The following is a 24,311-nucleotide window of genomic DNA, read 5'->3' on the forward strand; positions in this document are numbered from 1 at the left end:
GCGCCGTCCCCACCTCGCATCAGCGGTCCTCCCGCAACCGCAGCCCGCGCGGTGTGGCGTGGAACCCCGCGGCCTCCAGCGCCCGGCCCAGCGGAGAGGTCAGCGCCGACTCGCCGTTGGCACGCTCCACCGTGAGGCGGCCCAGCGCTCCCTCCCGGACCGCCAGCGCGAGGGCGTCCGCCGCGGCCCCGACCCGTATCTCGTCCCGTGGCCAGGCCAGCAGGGTCTTGCCACCCCGCTCCACATACAGGGCGAGTTCGCCGTCGGTCAGCACCACCAGGGCGCCCGCCTTCCGCCCGGGTTTGTGGGAGACCCCCTCGGGCTGCTCCGGCCACGGCAGCGCGGCGCCGTACGGATTGGCCGGGTCCGCGGCGGCCAGCACCACCGTGCGGGACCGGTCGGGGCGTTCTTCCTCCCGCTCCCGCGCCGCGCTGAGGGCTCGCAGCCGGTCCACCGCGCCGTCCATCGCGAACTGCGCCGCACCCAGACCCTCCACCACGTAGCCGCGTCTGGCCTGCCCGGTCTCCTCGAACGCCGCCAGCACCCGATATGCCGCCGAGAAGCCGCCCGCCACTCCTTCCGCGGCCACGGCGCCCCGGGTGACCACGCCGTGCCGGTCCAGCAGGGTGTGGGTCAGGGCGTGCGCCCGCAGGGTCGGATCTGCTTCGGGTGCGGGCACCAGGGACCAGCGGCCCGCGGTGGTGGGCGGCCCGGTCCGGGAGGCGGTGGCCCGTGGCGACCTGGCCGAGGCGAGCGAGCTGTACCTGCCGCGCGGCACCGAGCGCGGCGCCCGGTGCGCGGTCGCCCCCGCGGTACGGCCCGAGCCGAGTAGCGCCCTCAGTGGGGCGAGGGTGTCATTGGTCAGCCGCCCCGACCAGGCCAGGTCCCATACCGCGTCGGCGAGTTCCGGGTCGCTCGCCGTCAGCCCGGCCGCCCGCACCTGCTCGCCGATCTGCCGGAAGAACAAACCGTACCCGCCGGACAGCGCGCCGAGCACCGCCGTGTGCAACTCCGTCAGCTCCAACGGCTGCGGACCCGGCAGCAGCAAGGGTGCACTTTCGGACAAATACAGTGACACCCATCCGTCCTTGCCGGGCAGAGCCCCCGCTCCGGCCCACAGCACCTCGCCGGAGGCCGTCAACTCGTCCAGCATCGCCGGGGTGTAGCCGCTCACCCGGGACGGCAGCACCAGCTTCTCCAACGCCGACGCGGGAACCGACGCGCCCTGCAACTGCTCAACCGCCCGCGCCAGGCCGTCCATCCCGCGCAGACCATGCGTGCCGACATGCTGCCACTGCGGCAGGAACACCCCGAGCGTGGCCGGCGGCACCGGCTCCAACTCCTGCCGCAGCGCGGCGAGCGAACGGCGCCGAAGCCGCCGCAGCACCGTGGCGTCGCACCACTCCTGACCGGCTCCGCCCGGACGGAACTCGCCCTGCGCCACCCGGCCCGCTGCCGCCAGCCGGTGCAGCGTGCCGTCCGCCACGGCCCCACCCAGACCGAACCGGGCCGCGGCCTCGCCCGTCGTGAACGGGCCATGCGTCCGCGCGTACCTCGCCAGCAGGTCGCCCAGCGGGTCCTTGACCGGCTCGGTGAACGCCACCGGCACGCCCACCGGCAAGGCCGTGCCCAGCGCGTCGCGCAGCCGCCCGGCGTCCTCCACCGCGGCCCAGTGCTCCTCCCCGGCGATCCGCACCCTGATCGCCCGCCTGGCCGCCTCCAACTCCGCGGCCCACCCCGCCTCCGCGCCGCGCACCGCCAACTCGGTGCCGGTCAGCGGGCCGAGCACCCGCAGCAGGTCCGCGACCCCCTCCGCGTCCTTGACCCGGCGATCCTCCGTCAGCCACTGCAACTCGCTGTCCAGATCGGCCAGCACGTCGGGATCGAGCAGCTCCCGCAACTCCGCCTGCCCCAGCAGCTCCGCCAGCAGCCGCGAGTCCAGCGACAGCGCGGCCGCCCTGCGTTCGGCCAGCGGCGAGTCGCCCTCGTAGAGGAACTGCGCCACATAGCCGAACAGCAGCGAACGGGCGAAGGGCGACGGCTCCTGCGTGGTCACCTCCACCAACCGGACCCGCCGCGCCTCGATGTCTCCCATCAACTCCACCAGCCCCGGCACGTCGAACACGTCCTGAAGGCACTCCCGGATCGCCTCCAGCACGATCGGGAACGACCCGAACTCCGACGCCACCTGGAGCAGTTGCGACGCCCGCTGCCGCTGCTGCCACAACGGGGTGCGCCGGCCGGGAGTGCGGCGCGGCAGCAGCAGTGCCCGCGCCGCGCACTCCCGGAAGCGCGACGCGAACAACGCGGACCCTCCCACCTGCTCCGTCACCAACTGCTCGACCTCGCCCTTGTCGAAGGCCACATCGCCCGCCCCCACCGGCGACTGCTCCGGATCGAACTCGGCCCCCTTCGCCACCGGATCGGCGTCCAGCAGGTCGAGCCCCATCAGGTCCGCGTCCGGCAGGCGCAGCACGATCCCGTCGTCGGCGTGCATGGCCTGGGCGTCCAACCCGTAGCGCTCCTGGAGCCGGGCACCGAGCGCGAGCGCCCACGGAGCGTGCACCTGGGCGCCGAACGGGGAGTGGATGATCACCCGCCAGTCACCCAGCTCGTCCCTGAAGCGCTCCACCACGATGGTGCGGTCATCCGGGATGTGCCCGCACGCCTGCCGCTGCTCGGCGAGGTACGACAGCACGTTGTCGACCGCCCAGGGGTCCAGGCCGGCCGCGGCCAACCGCTCCCGGGCCGCCTCCGCGGGGAGCGCGCCCACTTCCCGCAGCCACCTGCCCAGCGCTCGGCCCAGTTCGAGCGGGCGTCCCAACTGGTCGCCCTTCCAGAACGGCAGCCGCCCGGGTACGCCCGGCGCGGGGGAGACCAGCACCCGGTCACGGGTGATGTCCTCGATCCGCCACGAGGTGGTGCCCAGCGTGAACACGTCGCCCACCCGGGACTCGTACACCATCTCCTCGTCCAGCTCCCCGACCCGGCCGCCGCCCTTCTTGGGGTCCGCCCCGGCCAGGAAGACCCCGAACAGCCCGCGGTCCGGGATGGTGCCGCCGGAGGTGACCGCCAGCCGCTGTGCTCCCGGCCGGCCGGTGAGCGTGTTGGCCACCCGGTCCCAGACCAGGCGGGGCCGCAGTTCGGCGAACGCGTCCGACGGATAGCGGCCGGCCAGCATGTCCAGCACCGCGGTGTACGCGGAGTGCGGCAGCGCCGCGAAGGGTGCCGCCTGCCGTACCAGGGCGAGCAGTTCGTCCACGTCCCAGGTGTCCAGGGCGGTCATCGCCACGATCTGCTGCGCCAGCACGTCCAGCGGGTTGGACGGCACCCGCAGCGACTCGATGGCTCCTTCCCGCATCCGCTCGGTGACCACCGCGGACTGCACCAGGTCGCCGCGGTACTTCGGGAAGACCACCCCGGTGGACACCGCCCCCACCTGGTGGCCGGCCCGGCCCACCCGCTGCAGCCCCGACGCGACCGATGGCGGCGACTCCACCTGGACCACGAGGTCGACCGCACCCATGTCGATACCCAGCTCCAGGCTCGACGTGGCGACCACCGCGGGCAGCCGCCCTGCCTTGAGATCCTCCTCCACCAGTGCGCGCTGCTCCTTGGACACCGAGCCGTGGTGCGCGCGGGCCAGCACCGCAGGAGCCCCCTTGGCAGCGCCCGACTGCGCCATGACCTGTGCCGGGGAGTGCGCTTCGGGCAGCGGCTCGCCCTCGGCGCGCTCCTGGCCGATCTCGTTGAGCCGGTTGCACAGGCGCTCGGCGAGCCGCCGTGAGTTGGCGAAGACGATCGTGGAGCGGTGCGCCTGCACCAGGTCGGCGATCCGCTCCTCGACATGCGGCCAGATCGACGGCCGCTGCGCCGGGCCCGCGGCCGGCCCGCTGTGCTCGGCCGCGTCCATCACCGGCGAACCGCCCAGCTCTCCCAGATCCTCCACCGGCACGACCACCGACAGGTCGAACCGCTTCTGGGACGGCGGCTGCACGATCGCCACTCGCCGCTGCGGGGAAAGGAAGCGGGCCACCTCATCCACCGGCCGGACCGTGGCCGACAGCCCGATCCGGCGGGCCGGCCGATCGAGCAGCCGCTCCAGCCGCTCCAGGGAAAGCGCCAGGTGGGCGCCCCGCTTGGTGCCGGCGACCGCGTGCACCTCGTCGAGGATCACCGTCTCGACCCCGCTCAGAGCCTCCCGCGCGGCGGAGGTGAGCATGAGGAAGAGGGACTCGGGCGTGGTGATGAGGATGTCCGGCGGGCGGGTGGCCATCGAGCGCCGCTCCGCCGCGGGCGTGTCACCCGACCGGATACCGACCCGCACCTCCGGCTCCGGCAGCCCCAGCCGCACGGACTCCTGCCGAATCCCCGCCAGCGGGCTGCGCAGATTGCGCTCGACGTCCACCGCGAGCGCCTTCATCGGCGAGACGTACAGCACCCGGCAGCGGCGACGGGCCTCAGCCGGCGGCGGAGTGGCGGCCAGCCGGTCCAGCGCTGCCAGGAACGCGGCCAGCGTCTTGCCCGACCCGGTGGGCGCCACGACCAGCACGTCGGAGTCCGCGGCGATGGCGGACCACGCGCCGGACTGAGCGGCGGTGGGCTCGCGGAAGGCTCCCGTGAACCACGCGCGGGTCGCGGGCGAGAAGGAGTCGAGGCTGCTGTGCGGATCGGACTGAGGACTGGACGGAGCGGACGGACTGGACATGACCCCATCCTGCCTCGCCGGACCGACACCGCGCCGATGACCACTCTTCCGGCTGTGGACAACTCCTGGCGCGGTCACGACACAATGTCCCCATGACCGCGCGTGAGCAGGCACGATTCTGGGAGCACCCGGGCCTGCCCGGGGTTGACCTGCTGCGGGCCCGCTACATCCGGCACACCTTCTCCCGCCATGCCCACGACGGCTACGTGATCGCGGCGGTCACCGGCGGGGTGGAGGGCATCGGCCTGCCCGGCGGTGCCGAGCGGGCCGGCGAGGGCGGCGTCGTCCTGATCAACCCGGAGGTCCCGCACTCGGCGTACGCGGGCGCCGCCGGAGGCTGGAGCTACCGGGTCCTGTATCCGCGGACGGACGTCGTGTCGGCCGTCGCCGCCGAGACCCGCGGGCTGCGTGGCACCCCTTTCTTCACCGGCCCGGTCATAGCCGACCCGACCGCGGCCCGCCTGATCGCGGCCGTCCACGAAGCGGCCGAGCAGGACGACGCGCTCGCCGCCGAGACGTTTCTGCGCCTGACCCTCGCCCGGCTGCTGGCACGCCACAGCGGGGGCATCGCCCGCGGCGGTCGGCCCCGAGCGGCGGCTCCCGGCGCCGCGGCCCATGCCCGCGAACTGCTCGCCGCCCACCTGGCCGACCCGCCCGGTCTCGACGAACTCGCCGCCGCCACGGCCACCAGCCCCTTCGCGTTGCTGCGCGCCTTCAAGGCCGCCTACGGCCTGCCCCCGCACGCGTGGCTCACCGGTGAGCGCGTCCGGGCCGCCCGCCGCCTCCTGGACACCGGCGTCGCTCCGGCCGAAGCCGCGGTCACCGTCGGCTTCACCGACCAGCCGCACCTCAACCGCCACTTCAGCCGGATCGTCGGGGTCCCGCCCGGCGCGTACCAGCGCGAGCGGAAGATCGTACGAGAGCGCTGACCCGCGGCCGCGTCGTTCGGACGACCGGCGGGCGGTCCGTATCGCCCCGTATCGCCGCGGGGCCGCCCGCCGCAAGAACGTACAAGACCCGCAGGCGGCGGTCTTCCTAGCCTGATCGAGTGAAAACAGCGCAGACGACGGGGCCGGACACCGTGCGGCAGCCGGAGCGGCCCCGAGCAGAAGTGGTCCGAGACGCCCTGGGAGTAGGGGTCGCCGTCGGACTGTCCGGATTCGCCTTCGGAGTGACCTCGGCGGGCGCGGGCCTGTCCGTCCTCCAGAGCTGCGTCCTGTCGCTGCTCGTGTTCACCGGGGCCTCGCAGTTCGCGCTGGTGAGTGCGCTCGGTGCGGGAGGCAGTCCGTTCGCGGCGGCGGCCGGGGCGTTCTTCCTGGGCACCCGCAACGCCTTCTACGGTTTGCGGCTCTCGCAACTCCTGCGCCTGCCGGCGTCCATACGGCCGCTGGCCGCCCAGTGGGTCATCGACGAGACCTCCGCGGTCGCCCTGGCGCAGCGCGAACGGGCCGCCGCCCGGCTCGGCTTCACCGTCACGGGCGCGAGTCTCTACGTGCTGTGGAACCTCACCACGCTGCTGGGAGCCCTGGGCGCGTCGGCGCTCGGTGATCCGGACGCCTGGGGACTGGACGCCGCAGGGCCGGCCGTCTTCCTGGCCCTGCTGGCACCCATGGTGAAGGGACGCACCGAACGGGCGGTGGCCGCGCTCGCCGTCCTGCTCGCGCTGGTCTGCCTGCCCGTGCTGCCCGCCGGGGTGCCGGTGCTGGTCGCGGCTCTGGCGGCGCCCTTGGTGCTGGCCGTAAAGAAGAGGGCCGCGCGATGACAGGGGAAACGAACACGTGGATCGCCATCGGTGCCACCGCCCTGGGCTGCTACGGAGTGAAACTGCTCGGCCTGTCCGTGCCCGCGGGGCTGCTGGAGCGCCCGCTCGTCAAGCGACTGGCCGCTCTGCTGCCCATCGCCCTGCTCGCCGCCCTGACCGCGCTGCAGACCTTCGGCACCGATGCCTTGCGTCTGGCGATCGACGCGCGGACCGCGGGGCTGGCGGCGGCGGCCACCGCGCTGCTCCTGCGCGCGCCCTTCCTCGTGGTGGTCGCCGCCGCGGTACTGGTCACCGCCGCGGTACGGGCGATGTAGGCCGTACGAGGGGCGGCCGGCGACCGGGGGATACTGGCACCCATGCGGCTGACGATGTTCTGGGAGCGGATGCGCGCGCAGTTCGGCGAGACCTACGCCGACTCCTTCGCGCGTGACCACGTGATGTCCGAACTGGGCGGCCGTACGGTCGTCCAGGCGCTGGAGGACGGCTGGGAGGCGAAGGACGTCTGGCGGGCGGTCTGCGTGGCCATGGACGTGCCCGCTGCTCGACGCTGACCATCCGTCCGAAGTGCCGCGAATGCCCTGATATCAGGACTTGATCGGAGGTAGGGCCCAGACTTGGCCTGTGGCAGCACGTGACGAGTCTCCCGACCCGGCGCCCGACGCGCCCGGCGACGGATCGCGCCCGTCACGTGCGCGCATGCCGCGCTGGCTGCCTCGCGCGCTCGTCCTCGCGCTCGCCCTCGTCGCCTGCTACCAGTTCGCGCACTGGGCGTTCGACCGGCTGGTCGGACTCCTCGTCAACGTCCTGGTCGCGTTCTTCTGCGCCCTGGCCATCGAGCCCGCGGTGGACTGGATGGCCAGGCGCCGCATCCGCCGGGGCCTGGCCACCGGAATCGTGATGCTCGTGGTGCTGGTCGCCGCTGCCGGCTTCCTGCTGGCCGTCGGCTCCTTGCTCGTCGACCAGATCGGCACCATCGTGCGCAACCTGCCGCAGTACGTCGACGACGTGGTGAAGTGGATCAACCGGACCTTCCACACGCACATCGACACCGGCGGCAAGCTGCATGACAAGGTGCTGCACTCCAACTGGGTGCGCACCTACCTCACCAGTGGTGCCGCCAGCGTGTGGGGCATCTCGGCCACGGTCATCGGCACGATCTTCCAGGTCTTCACGGTGGTGCTGTTCACCTTCTACCTGGCCGCGGACGGGCCCCGGCTGCGCCGCACGCTGTGCTCCATGCTCCCGCCCGCGCACCAGGCGGAAGTCCTGCGGGCCTGGGACATCGCGGTCGCCAAGACCGGCGGCTACCTCTACTCCCGCGCCCTGATGGCCGTGGTCTCGGGACTCGCCCACTACATCCTGCTCCAGGTGCTCGGTGTTCCCTACGCCCCCGCGCTCGGGGTCTGGGTGGGGCTGGTCTCGCAGTTCATCCCCACCGTCGGCACCTACCTGGCCGGGGCCCTGCCGATCCTCGTCGCGTTCACCGAGGACCCGTGGGACGCGCTGTGGGTGCTGTGCTTCGTCGTGGTCTACCAGCAGTTCGAGAACTACCTGCTCCAACCGCGGATCACCGCACGTACGGTGGACATCCATCCGGCGGTCGCCTTCGGCTCGGTGATCGCGGGGACGGCGCTGCTCGGCGCGGTCGGCGCGCTCATCGCCATCCCGGCCACCGCCACGCTCCAGGGCTTCTTCACCGCCTATGTAAGGCGCTACGAGGTCACCGACCCGCGGATGTGACCGACCCGGGCACGCTCGGCGGGTCGCTTGACATGAAAATCGAACATCCATTCATATGGAGAGGGCCCGGCGGATCTCCCGCCGTGGCGGCGCGAACTCCGGCCGGTGCCGGTCGCACACGTCGGCCGGAGTTATCCACAGGTCCCGGACGACGTGCGGGCGCGTTGTCAGTGCCAGGCGCTAGCGTCATGGACGTGAAGCGATCGAACCAGACATCCCGGGTGGAGTCCATGGCAGGAAACGACCGCGAGAAGGCGCTCGACGCCGCGCTCGCGCAGATTGAACGGCAATTCGGCAAGGGCGCCGTCATGCGGCTCGGCGACCGGCCGAACGAGCCCATCGAGGTCATCCCCACCGGGTCGACCGCGCTGGACGTGGCGCTCGGCGTCGGCGGGCTGCCCCGCGGCCGCGTCGTGGAGGTGTACGGTCCGGAGTCCTCCGGCAAGACCACCCTCACCCTGCACGCGGTGGCCAACGCCCAGCGGGCCGGTGGCACGGTGGCCTTCGTGGACGCCGAGCACGCCCTCGACCCCGAGTACGCCAAGGCCCTGGGCGTCGACATCGAGAACCTGCTGCTGTCCCAGCCGGACACCGGCGAGCAGGCGCTGGAGATCGTGGACATGCTGGTCCGCTCCGGCGCCATCGACCTCATCGTGATCGACTCCGTGGCAGCCCTCGTGCCGCGGGCCGAGATCGAGGGCGAGATGGGCGACTCCCACGTGGGCCTCCAGGCCCGCCTGATGAGCCAGGCGCTGCGGAAGATCACCAGCGCGCTCAACCAGTCGAAGACCACCGCCATCTTCATCAACCAGCTCCGCGAGAAGATCGGTGTGATGTTCGGCTCGCCGGAGACCACCACCGGTGGCCGCGCCCTGAAGTTCTACGCCTCGGTCCGGCTCGACATCCGCCGGATCGAGACCCTCAAGGACGGCACCGACGCGGTCGGCAACCGCACCCGTGTCAAGGTCGTCAAGAACAAGGTCGCGCCGCCCTTCAAGCAGGCCGAGTTCGACATCCTCTACGGCCACGGCATCAGCCGCGAGGGCGGCCTGATCGACATGGGCGTGGAGCACGGCTTCGTCCGCAAGTCGGGTGCCTGGTACACCTACGAGGGCGACCAGCTCGGCCAGGGCAAGGAGAACGTCCGGAACTTCCTGCGGGACAACCCGGACCTCGCGGACGAGATCGAGAAGCGGATCAAGGAGAAGCTCGGCGTCGGCGTGCCGAAGCCCGAGATCCCGGCCGCCCAGCCGGAGGCCGACGCCGCGGGGTCGGCCGCGTCCGGCAAGGCGGAGCCCGCCAAGGCCGATGTCCCCGCTCCGAAGAAGGCGACCAAGGCCACCGCCGCCAAGGTCTGACGCCATGGAGCGCAAGTCCCAGAAGCGCGGCGGCTCTTCCGAGTCGAGGGCCTCGCGAGAGCCGCCGCTCGATCCTGGTGAGCAGGCGCGGGCGCTGTGCCTGCGCCTGCTCACCGGGACCCCCCGCACCCGCCGGCAGCTCGCCGACGCCATGCGCAAGCGCGAGATCCCCGACGACGTCGCCGAGCACGTCCTGGAGCGCTTCGAGGACGTCGGCCTCATCGACGACCAGGCGTTCGCCAACGCCTGGGTGGAGTCACGACACCGCGGCCGCGGCCTCGCCCGCCGCGCCCTCGCCCGCGAGCTTCGCCACCGTGGTGTGGACGCGGAGCTGGTGACCGAGGCCGTGGAACTGCTCGATTCCGAGCAGGAGGAGGAGACCGCCCGCGAGCTGGTCCGGCGCCGATTGCCGGCCACCCGTGGCCTGGACCGCGACCGGCGGATCAGACGTCTCGCGGGCATGCTCGCCCGCAAGGGATACCCGGAGGGCATGTCCCTGCGAGTGGTCCGCGACGCACTGGCAGCCGAAGGCGCCGACGGTGAGGACACGGAAGAGGAGCGGTGGGCATGGCAAGGCGAATAGGCGCGGAGCGGTCATAGTCCGCCCGCCGCCCGCCGCCCGCCGCCCGCCGCCCGCCGCCCGCCGCCCGCCGCCCGCCGCCCGCCGCGTCAGCCGGTGCGCCCGCTGACCTGGTGACCGGCCGTATCGCCCCCCGGACGCCCGTCCGGGCGGTCGGGTCCATCCTCATCGGGGGTGGCGTCGTCGGCCGGGTCGTCCCGGCTGCCCGCCGGTGCCGGCGGACCTCCCCGGGCCAGGTCCGCGTAGGAGTACAACTCGGCGGGCCGGCAGCCCACCATCGCCGCCACCAGATGCCCGTCCGGCCGGACCAGCAGCACCGTGTGCGCGGTCGCCCCCGGATAGGTCTCGGCGACCAGCAGCTCCGCCCCGGTGGGCAGCGCGGCCACCGCTGACGCCAGCCGCGGCATCAGACCGGCCGTCAGCCAGTGCCGCGACTCCCACACTCCGGTCCCGGGCGCGACGAGCACCACCACCAACCCGCGCCCGAGCCGGTCGCGCAGCCGGCTCACCGTGCCGTCCAGCGCGGTGACGGCCACGTCGGCCACCGCTTCGCCCGGCCGCGTGTCGCACTCGGCCACCAGCGACGACATCCCGCCCGACCTGGCGGAACTCCGAGGTGCGGGTACCGTAAGCGGTGAGCGGCCGTACACCGTGGAAGCAGCCGTGCCGCCGCGCCCGAGATGACTGTCGGTCAGCAACTCGACCTGGCCGCGGGCCGAGCCGGACAGCAGGCTGTGGCGGACCGTCTGCCAGGCACCGTTCGCCCGCAGCAGCGGAAGCGCCTGGTCGGTAGCGCGCAGCCGGGTGCCGACCGCGCCCCGCCGCTCCGCCTCGTAGCTGTCGAGCAGGAGATCGGAAGCGCCGTCGTGAACGGCGAGTGCCAACTTCCAGGCGAGGTTCTCCGCGTCGCGCAGCCCTTCTTCGACGCTCTGCGCCCCCAGCGCCCCCATCAGGTGCGCCGCGTCCCCCGCGAGGAAGACCCGATCGGCCCGCCAGGCGCGAGCCAGCCGCTGATGGACCGGATAGTCGGCCGAGCCGACCAGCTCGTACGGCACCACCTTGCCGCACCAGGCGGTCAGGGCGGCCCTGAGACGTTCCACCAGCGCGTCGGAGGTGAGTTGGCGGCCGTGCACCGGCAGCAGCCAGTCCATCCGCCACCGTCCGTCCGGCAGCGGGCGGGCGGTGATCTCCTGCCCGGCCGGGGCTCCCGGCGGATCGCGGTGCAGCAGCGCCACGCCGGGTTCGGGCAGTTCGGTCCGCACCGTCACCACCGCGTGCCGGTCCACCGCCGTACGGCCGGGGAAACGTACGCCCAGCAGCTTGCGGACCGTGGAGCGCGGACCGTCGCACCCCACCAGGTAACTGCCGCGCCACCAGGTCTCCTCGGCGCCCTTGGTGTGCACGGTGACCCCGCGCGCGTCCTGCTCCACCGCGTCCACCCGGCAGCCGGACACGACACGCACCGAGCCGCGGGACGAAAGCTCCGTCCGCAACCCCTTCTCCAGCAGGTACTGCGCGACATGGACCGGCGCGCCCGCGGGATCGGCGCCGAAGTCCAGCCGTAACACCTCCGTACGCCGGCGCAGCGTGCGCCAGCCCGTCCAGGTCGCGCCGTCGCCGCGCAGTCCGCCGTAGCCGAGGCGTTCCACGAGCGCTGCGGTCGCCGGACCGAGCACACAGGTGCGCGCCTGCCGCAGCCCCTCGGCTCCGCCGAGCACCTCCGCCTCGTCCAGCAGGATCACGGGCACATCGCGGTGGGCCAGCGCGAGGGCGAGGGTCAGACCCACTGGGCCGGCCCCCGCGACGATCACCGGGTCCACGCAGCGGCCCCCGGAAGAGTTGCGGTCACAAAGCGTATGCAACTCACTGCGCCTGCCCACGTCAAGCGACAGTCGCACGTCGGCGCGGTGCGGGCGGTTCATCGGGCGCACATCGGCCGCGCACGCGACGCACCCGGGGCGCGCACCGCGGCACCGGTCCGCCGCCACGGGAATCGCCGCTGCGTGCCTTCCCCGTCCCCGGAGCGTACCGGCTGGGTAACGGTCCGCTGCGAGGGCCGGTAGCCCCTTGACGTGCGGGTCCTGATCGGCGTGGATTCGATCGACAGGTCCATGACCCATTCCGCGGGCGGAGCGGCGAAGTCCGCGCCAACGCGGGGGTTCCGGCGGATGAGGAGGAGGTGACGCATGCGACTGCTGCTGGTGGAGGACGACGACCGGGTCGCCGCCGCCCTCTCCGCGGTGCTCGGAAAGCACGGCTTCGACGTGCGCCACGCCCGTAGCGGCGAGGAGGCGATCCAGGCGCTGCTTCCCGACGGCGGCCCGGAGTACGACTGCGTGCTGCTCGACCTGGGGCTGCCGGACCAGGACGGCTTCGAGGTGTGCAGCCGCATCAGGCGCCGCAGCGCCACCCCGGTGATCATGGTCACGGCCCGATCCGACGTCAGGTCCCGCATCCATGGTCTCAACCTGGGCGCGGACGACTACGTCGTGAAGCCGTACGACACCGGCGAACTGCTGGCGCGTATCCACGCGGTGGTACGCCGACCGCCGCTGCGACCCGGGGCCGCCCAGAACGCGGGGCCGGCCACACCGCCGAACGGCAGCCCGGTGGTGACCATGCCGGGCGCCGCCGACGGCACCCCGATGTCACTCGGCCAGGTGGTGATCGAACCGTCCACCCGGCGGGTCACCGTGGACGGCGATCCGGTGGCGCTGACCCGCAAGGAGTTCGACCTGCTCGCGCTCCTCGCCCAGCGGCCCGGGGTGGTCTTCCGCCGGGAGCAGATCATCAGCGAGGTGTGGCGCACCGCGTGGGAGGGAACCGGCCGCACCCTGGAGGTGCATGTGGCCTCGCTGCGTTCCAAGTTGCGCACCCCGGCCATGATCGAGACGGTGCGCGGGGTCGGCTACCGGCTCGTCGTGCCGGCCGGCTGACCGCAGAAGTCGAGGACCGCCGTGCGCTCACGACTCCTGCCGCTGCTCATCGTCCTGATGGCCGGCGTCCTGCTCGCGCTCGGGTTCCCGCTGGCCGCCAGCCAGGCGGCCGCCCAGCAGCAGCGCGTCGTGGTGGACCGTATCGACGACACCACCCGCTTCGCGGCGCTGGCGCAGTTCGTCACGGCTCGCGACGAGAACACGGTCGTCGACCCGGAGGACGACGAGCGGCTGCACACGCTGGTGACCGAACTCGACCGCTACGAGCAGCTCTACGGCATCAGGGCCGGCGTCTTCTACCGGGACCGCACGTCGATGGCCGCGGCGCCGCACAGCTGGCGGGTCCCGTCCAGCGGGGAGTTGTACGACGCGTACGACTCGGCGCTGCTGGGGCGGCGCGTCCACAATCCGGAGCAGGTATGGCCGTGGCAGCACCGCATGCTCGCCATCGCCTCGCCGATCGTGCGGGACGGCGACGTGGTCGCGGTGGTCGTCACCGACTCGCCCACCGGGGCGCTGCGTTCGCGCATCCTGCACGGCTGGCTGCTGCTCGCGGCCGGAGAACTCGCGGCGATGGCCATCGCGGTCCTGCTCGCGGTGCGGCTGACCGCCTGGGTGCTGCTGCCGGTCGCGACGCTGGACCGGGTCACGCACGACATCGCCACCGGCCGGATGAAGTCGCGGGTCGGGGCATCCGGGGGACCCCCGGAACTTCGGCGCCTGGTCCGGTCGTTCAACGAGATGGCGGACAACGTCGAAGCCGTGCTGGAGCAGCAGCGCTCCTTCGTCGCCGACGCCTCGCACCAGTTGCGCAATCCGCTGTCTGCCCTGCTGCTGCGGATCGAGCTGCTCGGCCTCGAGCTGCCCGACGGCCACACCGAGGCCGAATCCGTGAAGGAGGAGGGCCACCGACTCGCCCAGGTGCTCGACGACCTCCTCGGCCTCGCCGTCGCGGAGAGCTCGGGCAGTCACCTGGGCGTCACCGACATCGCGGAACTGGCCAGGACCCGCGCTGACGCCTGGCGGCCCAGCGGCGACCGGGAGGGTGTCGCGGTGCACTTCAGCGCGCCCGCACACGGAGGGGCCACCGCGTGGGCCGACGCGATCGCGCTGTCCAGCGCCCTGGACGCCGTGATCGACAACGCGATCAAGTTCACCCCCGAGGGCAGCGCCGTCACGGTGCGGGTGGCGGTCGACAGCGATCAGGTCGCCATCGAGGTGGCCGACAGCGGACCTGGCCTGAACGACGACGAACTCGACCGGATCGGTGACCGGTTCTGGCGCAGTGCCCGCCACCAGAACGTGCACGGCTCGGGGTTGGGCCTGTCGATCGCGCGGGCGCTGCTCAGCCAGGGCGGTGGCAGCATCAGCTTCGGGCGCCGCGAGCCGCACGGCCTGGAGGTGCGGCTGGCGGTGCCGCGCACCGCGCCGGTGGCATCGGCACGGCCCGCCGACTGAGGTGGGGCGGACACCCTCGGACCAGCTGGTGGCGCGGGGCTCGAACGGACGCGCCGGCTACGGCTTCACGGATCGGTAGTAGCGCTCCGCGCCCACGTGCAGGGGCAGCGGGTCGGTGAAGACGGCGGTGCGCAGATCGACCAGTTGCGCCGCGTGCACCACCTTGCCGATGGAGTCCCTGCTGTCGATCACCGCCTTGGTCAGCCGCTGCACCAGACCGGCGTCGGCGTGGTCCGTGGTGACCAGCAGGTTCGCCACCGCGATGGTCGCGACGGACTGACCGCCCTGGGCGCGCGGGTACGCGTCCGGCGGCATCATCGCCTGCCGGTAGTACTGCATCTGCGATCCCATGGAGTGCAGCTTGGCCACCAGGTCGCCGAGTTGGACCAGCCGGATACGGTCGGTCGGGTACGCCATCGCGCTCACCGCCGCGGTCGGCAGCCCCCCGGACCAGAAGAACGCGTCGAGCTTGCCGGAGAGCAGCATCGAGGGCGCCTGATCGATCCCGACCGGCACCGCGGTGACGTCCTTCGCGATGTCGAGGCCCGCGGCCGTCAGCAGCCGCCTGGTGATCAGGTTGACCCCTGATCCGGCCTGTCCGACGCCCACCCGCAGCCCGCGCAGGTCCCGTGCCGACCGCACGGTGGAGTCGCGCGGCACGACGAGCTGCATGTAGTCGTCGTAGAGCCGGGCGCACGCCCGCAGGTCCTTTTTGTTCGGCCCGCTGTACGACGCGACCGCGTCGGCCGCGGCGATCGTGAAGTCGGAGCGCCCGTCCGCCACCTGCTCGATGTTCTCCACGGAGCCCTCGGTGTGCTTGAGATCGACCTTCACACCGGGGAGGGCGGTCCGCAGGTCGCTCTTGAGCAGCACGCCGTACTTCTCGTAGACCCCGCTCTGCACCCCGGTCGCCAGCGAGATCGGCCCCTTCGGGTACGACGGACCGTCCGTCGGCAGCAGCCACCACAGCAGCAGTGCCAGGGCCGAGGCGGCGGCCAGCACGACCTGGAGGGCACGTCGGGTGCCGAGCCGGCTGCCGAGGCGGGTGAGGTCCATGCCCCGCGATCCTGCCAGCCGTACCGCCGGGAAGGAAGGCGCGGCCGGGACCGGGCGGCCCCGGCCGCCACCCGGTGCGCCGTCCCTGTCCGCCCGGCGGCAAACCGGGTTCGGGTATGTCGTGGGCAGCGCCTACCCTGGGGGCATGACCGCGCAGGACACCGCTCTCCAGCGAAGCTACGAGATCCGCACCTACGGGTGCCAGATGAACGTCCACGACTCCGAGCGTCTGGCCGGCCTCCTGGAGGACGCGGGGTATGTGCGGGCGCCGGAGGGCGCCGACGGCGCGGACGTCGTGGTCTTCAACACCTGTGCGGTGCGGGAGAACGCCGACAACCGGCTCTACGGCAACCTCGGCCAGCTCGTGCCGAAGAAGGCCGCGCGCCCTGGCATGCAGATCGCGGTCGGCGGCTGCCTGGCGCAGAAGGACCGCGACACCATCGTCAAGCGCGCCCCCTGGGTCGACGTCGTCTTCGGCACCCACAACATCGGGCAGCTCCCGGTGCTGCTGGAGCGGTCCAGGATCGCGGACGAGGCGCAGGTCGAGATCGTCGAGTCGCTGGAGACGTTCCCCTCCACGCTTCCCTCACGCCGCGAGTCGGCGTACGCGGCCTGGGTCGCGATCTCGGTCGGCTGCAACAACACCTGCACGTTCTGCATCGTGCCCGCGCTGCGAGGCAAGGAGAAGGACCGGCGGCCCGGCGACGTGCTCGCCGAGGTCGAGGCGCTGGTCGCCGAGGGGGTCGTCGAGGTCACCCTGCTCGGTCAGAACGTCAACGCGTACGGCTCCGACATCGGCGACCGCGAGGCGTTCGGCAAGCTGCTGCGGGCCACCGGCGCCGTCGACGGCTTGGAGCGGGTCCGCTTCACCTCCCCGCACCCGCGCGACTTCACCGACGACGTGATCGCCGCCATGGCCGAGACGCCGAACGTGATGCACCAGCTCCACATGCCGCTCCAGTCGGGCTCCGACCGGCTGCTGAAGTCGATGCGCAGGTCGTACCGGCAGGACCGCTACCTCGGAATCATCGAGAAGGTGCGCGCCGCGATGCCGGACGCCGCCATCACCACCGACATCATCGTGGGCTTCCCCGGCGAGACCGAGGAGGACTTCGAACAGACCCTGGAGGTCGTGCGCCAGGCGCGTTTCGCGCAGGCGTTCACCTTCCAGTACAGCAAGCGGCCCGGCACCCCGGCGGCCGAGATGGACGGCCAGATCCCCAAGGCGGTCGTGCAGCAGCGCTACGAGCGGCTGGTCGCACTCCAGGAGGAGATCTCCTGGGAGGAGAACAAGAAGCAGGTCGGCCGCACCCTGGAGGTGCTGGTCGCCGAGGGCGAGGGCCGCAAGGACGACGCCACCCACCGGCTGTCCGGCCGTGCCCCCGACAACCGGCTGGTGCACTTCGCACGGCCGGAGCAGGAGGTCAGGCCCGGCGACATGGCGACCGTCGAGATCACTTACGGAGCCCCGCACCACCTGCTCGCCGAGCGGCCCCCGCTGTCGGTCCGCCGCACTCGCGCCGGTGACGCCTGGGAGCGGCGCCAGGGCGCTGCGGCCGCCAAGCCCGCAGGCGTGATGCTCGGCCTGCCGACGATCGGTGCTCCGGCGCCCGCGCCCGAGGCGGTACCGGCGGGCGGCTGCGCGCTCGACTGAGGGCCGCGGACATCGCGGCCGGGGAGATGGGGCGTGCGGGGCCGGCCGGGGCGGTGAAGGGCCGTCGGCGGCCTTCGAGGGTGCCCTGGGCGGCGACCGGGGGCTGCCGTCGGGCGGGGACGCGGTCGGCGTGGGCACGCGGTCGTGGCTCGTCAGCGGGGTCCTACCGGCGTCCGACCCGCGTTGGACCGGCGTCGGACCGGCATTGGATCGGCGCCAGACCGGCGTCGGGGGCCCGGGCCGGTGAGAGGCCGGGCCGGTAGGGTTCCGATCATGCTGGTCGCCGCTGCCGTCTGCCCCTGCCCGCCGCTGCTCGTACCCGAGGTCGCGGCCGGTGCCGCGCCCGAGTTGGACACCCTGCGGGCGGCCTGCGCGGACGCCGTCGGCGTGCTGGCCGCGGCGCGACCGGAACGGCTGGTGGTCGTCGGTCCGGCTCCGCGACCTGGGCGCGAGGTCTTCCCTCCCGGTGCGGTCGGCTCCTTCCGCGGCTACGGCGTCGCGGTCGACGTGACGCTGGGACAACCGCGCGCTGACGAGCCCGCCGAAGAGCGAACCGCGGAGCCGTCCTCCGACCGCGTGGACGCGGCGCCGCCCGCCTCGCCGGTTCCGCTGCCGTCCTCGCTCGCGGTGGCCGCGTGGCTGCTGCGCGGCTGGCAGGCGTCGCCTGTCGAGGGGCTCGGGGTGGGGGAGGAACTGGAGCAGGAGCGGTGCGCGGTGGCCGGGCGGGCCGTCGCCGATGCGGCGCCGCGGGTCGCGCTGCTGGTCATGGGCGACGGCAGTGCGTGCCGTACGGTCAAGGCGCCCGGCTATCTGGACGAGCGGGCGGAACCGTTCGACGCCGCCGTGGCCGCGGCGCTCGGCGCGGCCGACACCGCGGCGCTGGAGGGGCTCGACACGGCCTTGGCCCAGGCGGTCCAGGCGGCGGGGCGGGCGCCGTGGCAGGTGCTGGCGGGCGCGGCACGCGGCGCCGGGCTGGCGGGTGAACTGCTGTACGACGCGGCGCCGTACGGGGTCGGCTACTTCGTCGCGACCTGGACGTAGCGGGCCCGCCGAGGCGAGCCGTGGGGCCGCCCTGCGGTTCGGACGCGTAGGCGCATAGGCCCGGAACGTGGACTGACCGCGGATGGTGGGGTCCGCGGCCGTCCGGCATCAGGGCGCGCGCTCATACGTCCGCGCGCTGGTCACGGCCCGGGGAGGCACCCAGAACCAGGACCGGTTGGGTCGGTGCTCAGGTGGCGTCGCGGCCCTTGTCGCCGTAGCCCTTCACGGCGTCCTTCGCCTTGCCCACACCCGAGTTGATCTGGTTGCTGTACTTGCCGCCGGTCTTGGAGTCGACGGTCTTGGCCGCCTTGTCGAGGCCCTGCTGGATCTTGTCGCCGTGCTGCTTGGCGAGGTCTGCGGCCTTGTCCTTCGACACGCCGATCTTGCCCTTGAGCGAGTCCATGAAGCTCATCTGGCACCTTCCCTGGGATTCCCCTCGAAGTGACGGCCAGGGGGACGGCCGGGATGCGCCGACACCGGCGGTGACCAGGTCGCAAAGCACACCAAAGGGCACATGGCGCCCTCCACTTCTCGACCATACCCGTGCTGCCGGCTTTTCGCGCCGCCGACCGCCACGCCCTGTGGACAACCGGTCGGCCGGCGCCTGCGATCATCACTCGATCGGTACGTCACGGCGGAGTTTGGGAGACTTGCAGGGTGAACAAGCGCGTGATCGCCGTCGTCGGGCCCACCGCGGCCGGCAAGTCCGATCTGGGCGTCGCCCTGGCACGGGAGTTGGGCGGCGAGGTGATCAACGCCGACTCCATGCAGCTCTACCGGGGCATGGACATCGGCACCGCCAAACTCACCGACGAGGAGCGGGGCGGCGTGCCGCACCACCTGCTCGACATCTGGGACGTCACGGAAGCCGCCAACGTCGCCGACTACCAGCGACTGGCCCGTGGGGAGATCGACCGGTTGCTCGCCGAGGACAAGGTGCCGATCCTGGTCGGCGGCTCCGGGCTCTACGTCCGCGCGGCCCTCGACGACCTCCGCTTCCCGGGTACCGATCCCGCCGTCCGCGCCCGTCTGGAGGCCGAACTCGACATGCGGGGGCCGGGTGCCCTGCACGCCCGGCTGGCCGCCGTGGACGCCGAGGCCGCTCGGGCGATCCTGCCGAGCAACGGCCGCCGGATCGTGCGCGCGCTGGAGGTGGTCGAGATCACCGGGCAGCCCTTCACCGCGAACCTGCCCGGCCCCGAGTCCGTCTACGACACCGTGCAGATCGGGGTCGCCGTCCCGCGGCCCGAGCTCGACGAGCGGATCGCGCTGCGCGTGGACCGGATGTGGAAGGCCGGACTCGTCGCGGAGGTGCGCGCCTTGGAGGCGGCCGGGCTGCGCGAGGGCCGTACGGCGTCGCGCGCGCTGGGCTACCAGCAGGTGCTCGCCTGGTTCGCCGGCGACTGCACCGAGGAGCACGCGCACGCCGAGACCGTACGCGCCACCAAGCGCTTCGCCCGGCGTCAGGACTCGTGGTTCCGGCGCGACCCGCGTGTGCACTGGCTCACCACCCAGGGAACGGAACTCGCCGGGCAGGCGCTGGCGTTGGCGCGGGATACTCCAAGAAGCGGTCACAGCCTGATCACGTGATTGCATCGGGACGCCTCGGTGTCCCGGAGGCGCCTCCCGCCCGTGTCATCATCGTGCTTCGAGCTACTGTGTCGACGTACGGGAGGGCGCGTGGCGATGGCAGCCGGCCCACGCGACACCCCACCGGGGCGCGACACATCGACGGACTCCGACCGCTCGGCGAGGAGTCAGAACCGGAACCACCGGCAGGGGCAGATTCCGGACTCCCGTCCACCACTGGACTCCCTGGAGTCGTTGAACTCCGTGGACGCTCCGTTCGATCCGGACGCGCTGATCGGTCCGGACGCGCCCGCCGACCCCGAGCCCGGCCTCGACTCCGTGGCCGACGTCGCCGTCGATCCGGACGACCCCGGCGATCTGCTCGCGTCGGTCGCGTCGCTCGACCGGTACGACAACCTGGAACGGCTCGACCGGCTGGAACCGCTCGGCGTGCTGGACGACCTCGACCCGCTCGAGGCCGGGGAGCCGATGCCGTCCATGGCGGACGGCGAGTCCTTCCGCGAGCTGCGGCCGCAGCGCCGGCTGCGGATCTGGCAGATCGCGCCGATCGTCGCCCTGGCCGTCGGCGGTTCGCTGATGTTCGCCTTCCCGCTCGCCTTCGAGTCGGGGGACACCGGCCCGGTGGTCGCGATGCTCGGCCTGCTGCTGTGCTGCTGCGCGGCCGGGTGGGGCCTGGCGGCCGCCCGCCGGATCGGCCAGACCTGGCCGGGACTGCCCGCGCGGGGCTCGGGCGAGCGCGCCGACTGGCGCTACGTCGCCGGCTATGCCGCACTGATCGTGCTGCTGGCGTTGCTCGCCGTCTGGCGGGTCGCCCGGCTGCGCTGACCGCGCGCCGCCAGGTCAGCGCCGTGCGGGCGGCATACCCGGCACCGACGGCCGACCACGTACGATCGGACCTGTGACTGACGCGCGCTCCGCCGACGCCCCCATCGCCTTCCTCAAGGGCCACGGCACCGAGAACGACTTCGTGATCGTCCCCGACCCGGACGGCCGGCTCGAACTGTCGGCGGGCGACGTGGCGCGGCTGTGCGACCGGCGGGCGGGCATCGGCGCCGACGGTCTGCTCAGGGTCGTGCGCTCCGCCGCTCATCCGGAGGCGGCCGCGCTCGCCGCCGAGGCCGAGTGGTTCATGGACTACCGCAACAGCGACGGCAGCATCGCCGAGATGTGCGGCAACGGCGTGCGGGTCTTCGCCCGCTATCTCCAGCGGACCGGACGCGCCGGCGCCGGGGACCTGGACATCGCCACCCGTGCCGGAGTGCGGCATGTCCACATCGGCAAGGACGGCGTGGACGGCACACCGGGCGACGTCACCGTCACGATGGGGCCCGCCGAACTGCCCGGCGGCGCCGTCAACGTCGGTGTCGACGGCCGCACCTGGCCCGCCGTACACGTCAGCATGGGGAACCCGCACGCGGTGGCCTTCGTCGACGACCTGGACGACGCCGGCGACCTGCTGCGTGCACCCGCCGTCAGCCCTGGTTCGGCCTATCCGAACGGCACCAACGTCGAGTTCGTGGTCGACCGCGGCCCCGCCCATGTCGCCATGCGGGTGCACGAGCGCGGCTCGGGAGAGACCCGCTCCTGCGGCACCGGCGCGTGCGCGGTGATGGTCGCCGCCGCCCGCAGGGACGGTCTGGACCCCACTGCCACCGGCCAACCGGTCACCTACACCGTCGATGTGCCCGGCGGCCGTCTGGTGATCACCGAGCGCGCCGACGGCGAGATCGAGATGACCGGTCCCGCCGTCATCCTCGCCGAGGGCACCGTCGACCCAGCCTGGCTCGCCGGCCCCGGGCGCTGACCCGGTGGCCCCCGGCGGTCCCTTTGCGGGCCGGCCTGGCACCGTCGGCGCCGGCTCGCACCACCCGAACCGGACGTATCAGGTCACCACACCCGTACGCCTTCCCTCGAACGGGTGATGGGGATCACTCTCGGCGAGAGCGTGGCAGCCGCACGTGGTGGGCTCGATAGCATCAATCACCGGCGCGGCCCCACGGGGCGTGGTGAGTTCCCGCAGCCGGTCCACGCTGCCGGGAGGCCCCGATGAGCGCAGACAACGCGGTGAACGCGGAGAGTGCGGAGAACGCCGCCGATGTCGTCCGGCGCGGGCTGCGCCGGATCGATCTGCGCCGGATCGACCTCCGTCGTCTGGGCCGGGTGGCGCTCCTGGGGAGCAACGGCCACAGCAGGGGCCGCCTGCCCGGTGCCATCGAGCATCTGATCAAGGTCCACCGCACCCGCCATCCCGAGGCCGGCCGCGAAGAGGTCGAGACCCTGCGCCGCGCCTATGTGCTCGCCGAGTCCTCGCACCGGGGGCAGACCCGCAAGAGCGGCGAGCCGTACATCACCCACCCGCTCGCGGTCACCCTCATCCTCGCCGAACTCGGCGCCGAGACCACCACATTGACCGCCTCGCTGCTCCACGACACCGTCGAGGACACCGAGGTGACGCTCGATCAGGTCCGGCGGGGTTTCGGCGAGGAGGTCAGCTATCTCGTCGACGGCGTCACCAAGCTGGAGAAGGTCGACTACGGTGCCGCCGCCGAACCCGAGACCTTCCGCAAGATGCTCGTCGCGACCGGCAACGACGTGCGGGTGATGTCGATCAAACTCGCCGACCGGCTGCACAACATGCGCACCCTCGGGGTGATGCGGCCCGAGAAGCAGGCCCGGATCGCCAAGGTCACCCGCGACGTGCTCATCCCGCTCGCCGAACGACTCGGCGTGCAGGCGCTCAAGAGCGAACTGGAGGACCTGGTCTTCGCCATCCTCCACCCCGAGGAGCACGCCGGCACCCGCACGATGATCGAAGCGGCCGGGGCGCGGCCCGACCCCCTTTCCGTCGTCGCCGACGACCTGCGCGGTGTGCTGCGTGACGCGGGCATCGCCGCCGAGGTCGGCATCCGCCCCCGCCACACCGTGTCCGTGCACCGCCTGATGCTCAAGCGCGGCGTGACCGAACTGGGCGGCTGCGACTTCGGCCGCCTGCTCGTCCTCGTGGACGAGGACGCCGACTGCTACGCCGTGCTGGGCGAGCTCCATACCTGTTTCACCCCCGTCATCGCCGAGTTCAAGGACTTCATCGCCGCTCCCAAGTTCAACCTCTACCAATCGCTGCACACCGCCGTCGCCGACCGGCACGGCCGGATCGCCGAGGTGCTGGTGCGCACCAAGCGGATGCATCGTGTCGCCGAGGCCGGTGTGATCGCCCTCGGCGACCCCTACGCGGCCGAGGCCGCGCAGGGCCCGGAGGCGCCAGGCGCCTCCGGGGACGGCTGGGCGGACCCCGACCCCACCCAGCCGGGCTGGCTCGCCCGGCTGCTGGAGTGGCAGCGCGCCGCCCCGGACCCGGACACCTTCTGGACGGCGCTGCGCGACGACCTCGCCCAGGACCGCGAGATCACCGTCTTCACCAGCCAGGACGGAGACCGCTCCGGCACTCTCCGGCTGCCCGCGGGCGCGAGCTGCGTGGACGCCGCCTACGCCGTCCACGGCGAGGCCGGCCACGCCTGCGTCGGCGCGCGGGTCAACGGCAGGCTGGCGCCGCTCGGCACCCGCCTGCGCGACGGCGACGCTCTCCAGCTCCTGATGGACGACACCGCCGCGTCGGCGCGCGAGCCCGAAGGCCCCGACCCCGAATGGCTGGAGCACGCGACCACTCCGGCCGCCCGGATCGCCATCACCGGCTGGCTGGCGCTGCACCCGACCGCGACCGGCGGGGCCCGGCCGGCCGCCGCGCCCGCCGCCCGTCCGCTGCCAGCGGTCGACAGCACGCCGGACACCGACCCGGTGGCCGTCACCGACCTGCCCGGCGCCGCGGTGCGGCTGGCGCGCTGCTGTACGCCGGTGCCGCCGGACCGCGTGACCGGGTTCGTGATCCGCGGCGGGACCGTCGCGGTGCACCGGGCCGGGTGTCCGGCCGGCTCCCGTATGGCGGCGGCCGGGCGGACCGCCGTGCCCGTCCGATGGCGTGACGGCACCTCCGCCGGGAACTTCCGCGCCACCGTCCTGGCCGAAGCGCTCAGCCGGCCGAGACTGCTCGCCGACCTCACCGAGGTGATCGCCGCCCAGGGGATCGGCATCGTCTCCGCGGCCGTGGAGCCGCCGCAGGAGCATCGGGTCCGGCACACCTACACCGTGGAACTGCCCGCGCCCGAAGCTCTCGCCGGGCTGATGCGGGCCATGAAGTCGGTGCCGGGCGTGTACGACGTCTACCGCGCCCAGCCTGCTGTCGCTGCTGTTCGTAACTGATCACACTGGGTAAACGGGCGGTCGCTTCCCGCTGTTCCCGGATTTCGTCACTCCTGCGGGTGATCCTGTGCGGATTTCGTTCGGAATGCGAACTTCTCGCGGAACCGGCTGCCGGTCGGACCGAAAGTCGCGTGACCCTTCCGCCCCGGCGTGCGACCATCGAAGGTAACGGCG

General features: G+C 72.9%; 18 protein-coding genes and 1 pseudogene. 15 read left to right on the forward strand and 4 right to left on the reverse strand.

Annotated features, from left to right (window positions below; all coding sequences use genetic code 11):
* Positions 1 to 19 precede the first annotated feature (19 nt).
* A complete protein-coding gene (locus OG370_RS31410; RefSeq protein ID WP_328470182.1) occupies positions 20 to 4,708 on the reverse strand; it encodes an ATP-dependent helicase in 4,689 nt (1,562 codons plus the stop codon).
* Between the two features lie 92 nt (positions 4,709 to 4,800).
* Between OG370_RS31410 and OG370_RS31415 the strand changes: the two genes are divergently transcribed.
* The 7 genes and pseudogenes from OG370_RS31415 (at position 4,801) to recX (ending at position 10,151) form a co-directional block, all read left to right on the forward strand.
* Positions 4,801 to 5,637 carry an AraC family transcriptional regulator gene (locus OG370_RS31415; protein WP_328470184.1) on the forward strand — a complete coding sequence of 279 codons (837 nt, stop codon included), beginning with the start codon at positions 4,801 to 4,803 and terminating at the stop codon, positions 5,635 to 5,637.
* A 119-nt stretch (positions 5,638 to 5,756) separates the two neighbouring features.
* Positions 5,757 to 6,470 carry an AzlC family ABC transporter permease gene (locus OG370_RS31420; RefSeq protein WP_328470186.1) on the forward strand — a complete coding sequence of 238 codons (714 nt, stop codon included), beginning with the start codon at positions 5,757 to 5,759 and terminating at the stop codon, positions 6,468 to 6,470.
* Positions 6,467 to 6,784, forward strand: a complete 318-nt coding sequence (locus OG370_RS31425; RefSeq protein WP_328470188.1) for an AzlD domain-containing protein — start codon at positions 6,467 to 6,469, stop codon at positions 6,782 to 6,784. Before OG370_RS31420 ends, OG370_RS31425 begins: the two co-directional genes overlap by 4 nt.
* Positions 6,785 to 6,826: 42 nt before the next feature.
* Entirely contained in the window at positions 6,827 to 7,021 is a 195-nt protein-coding gene (locus OG370_RS31430) for a DUF3046 domain-containing protein (protein ID WP_328470190.1), read from the forward strand.
* A 70-nt stretch (positions 7,022 to 7,091) separates the two neighbouring features.
* Positions 7,092 to 8,210 (forward strand): AI-2E family transporter, encoded by a 1,119-nt coding sequence (locus tag OG370_RS31435; RefSeq protein ID WP_328470192.1) that lies wholly within the window; start codon positions 7,092 to 7,094, stop codon positions 8,208 to 8,210.
* Positions 8,211 to 8,440: 230 nt separating this feature from the next.
* A pseudogene (gene recA, locus OG370_RS31440) lies at positions 8,441 to 9,364 on the forward strand (recombinase RecA); the annotation flags it as partial.
* Positions 9,303 to 10,151, forward strand: coding sequence for a recombination regulator RecX (recX, locus tag OG370_RS31445; protein WP_443060778.1), 849 nt, complete (start codon positions 9,303 to 9,305; stop codon positions 10,149 to 10,151). The pseudogene recA and the gene recX, both read left to right, overlap by 62 nt.
* 86 nt (positions 10,152 to 10,237) lie before the next feature.
* Here the strand turns inward: recX and OG370_RS31450 are convergent, their stop codons facing one another.
* Positions 10,238 to 11,968, reverse strand: a complete 1,731-nt coding sequence (locus OG370_RS31450; protein WP_328470195.1) for an FAD-dependent monooxygenase — start codon at positions 11,966 to 11,968, stop codon at positions 10,238 to 10,240.
* A 366-nt stretch (positions 11,969 to 12,334) separates the two neighbouring features.
* On the opposite strand from OG370_RS31450, the gene OG370_RS31455 reads away from it, so the two are divergent.
* A complete protein-coding gene (locus OG370_RS31455; RefSeq protein ID WP_328470197.1) occupies positions 12,335 to 13,084 on the forward strand; it encodes a response regulator transcription factor in 750 nt (249 codons plus the stop codon).
* A gap of 21 nt (positions 13,085 to 13,105) precedes the next feature.
* Positions 13,106 to 14,542: a sensor histidine kinase gene (locus tag OG370_RS31460; RefSeq protein WP_328470199.1), complete on the forward strand. Its 1,437-nt coding sequence runs from the start codon at positions 13,106 to 13,108 to the stop codon at positions 14,540 to 14,542.
* 57 nt (positions 14,543 to 14,599) lie between these two features.
* On the opposite strand, the gene OG370_RS31465 is transcribed toward OG370_RS31460, so the two are convergent.
* Entirely contained in the window at positions 14,600 to 15,598 is a 999-nt protein-coding gene (locus OG370_RS31465; RefSeq protein WP_328470201.1) for a TAXI family TRAP transporter solute-binding subunit, read from the reverse strand.
* 145 nt (positions 15,599 to 15,743) lie between these two features.
* Here OG370_RS31465 and miaB point away from each other — a divergent pair, with 145 nt between their 5' ends.
* Both miaB and OG370_RS31475 read left to right on the forward strand, forming a co-directional pair.
* The gene (miaB, locus tag OG370_RS31470; RefSeq protein WP_328470203.1) at positions 15,744 to 17,252 is read left to right on the forward strand and encodes a tRNA (N6-isopentenyl adenosine(37)-C2)-methylthiotransferase MiaB; all 1,509 of its coding nucleotides are present in this window, start codon (positions 15,744 to 15,746) and stop codon (positions 17,250 to 17,252) included.
* Positions 17,253 to 17,525: 273 nt separating this feature from the next.
* Positions 17,526 to 18,293, forward strand: coding sequence for a class III extradiol dioxygenase subunit B-like domain-containing protein (locus OG370_RS31475; RefSeq protein ID WP_328470205.1), 768 nt, complete (start codon positions 17,526 to 17,528; stop codon positions 18,291 to 18,293).
* A 187-nt stretch (positions 18,294 to 18,480) separates the two neighbouring features.
* On the opposite strand, the gene OG370_RS31480 is transcribed toward OG370_RS31475, so the two are convergent.
* Positions 18,481 to 18,705: an antitoxin gene (locus tag OG370_RS31480; RefSeq protein WP_328470207.1), complete on the reverse strand. Its 225-nt coding sequence runs from the start codon at positions 18,703 to 18,705 to the stop codon at positions 18,481 to 18,483.
* A gap of 245 nt (positions 18,706 to 18,950) precedes the next feature.
* Between OG370_RS31480 and miaA the strand changes: the two genes are divergently transcribed.
* The 4 genes from miaA to OG370_RS31500 all read left to right on the forward strand — a co-directional run bounded on the left by miaA (position 18,951) and on the right by OG370_RS31500 (position 24,137).
* On the forward strand, positions 18,951 to 19,883 hold the full coding sequence (gene miaA / locus OG370_RS31485) for a tRNA (adenosine(37)-N6)-dimethylallyltransferase MiaA (protein ID WP_328470209.1): 933 nt from the start codon (positions 18,951 to 18,953) through the stop codon (positions 19,881 to 19,883).
* A 414-nt stretch (positions 19,884 to 20,297) separates the two neighbouring features.
* Positions 20,298 to 20,708 carry a hypothetical protein gene (locus OG370_RS31490; RefSeq protein ID WP_328474608.1) on the forward strand — a complete coding sequence of 137 codons (411 nt, stop codon included), beginning with the start codon at positions 20,298 to 20,300 and terminating at the stop codon, positions 20,706 to 20,708.
* A 73-nt stretch (positions 20,709 to 20,781) separates the two neighbouring features.
* Positions 20,782 to 21,687 (forward strand): diaminopimelate epimerase, encoded by a 906-nt coding sequence (gene dapF, locus OG370_RS31495; protein WP_328470211.1) that lies wholly within the window; start codon positions 20,782 to 20,784, stop codon positions 21,685 to 21,687.
* Positions 21,688 to 21,929: 242 nt separating this feature from the next.
* Positions 21,930 to 24,137, forward strand: a complete 2,208-nt coding sequence (locus OG370_RS31500; protein ID WP_328470213.1) for a RelA/SpoT family protein — start codon at positions 21,930 to 21,932, stop codon at positions 24,135 to 24,137.
* Positions 24,138 to 24,311 lie beyond the last annotated feature (174 nt).

The organism is Streptomyces sp. NBC_00448 (assembly GCF_036014115.1).
Lineage (GTDB): Bacteria > Actinomycetota > Actinomycetes > Streptomycetales > Streptomycetaceae > Actinacidiphila.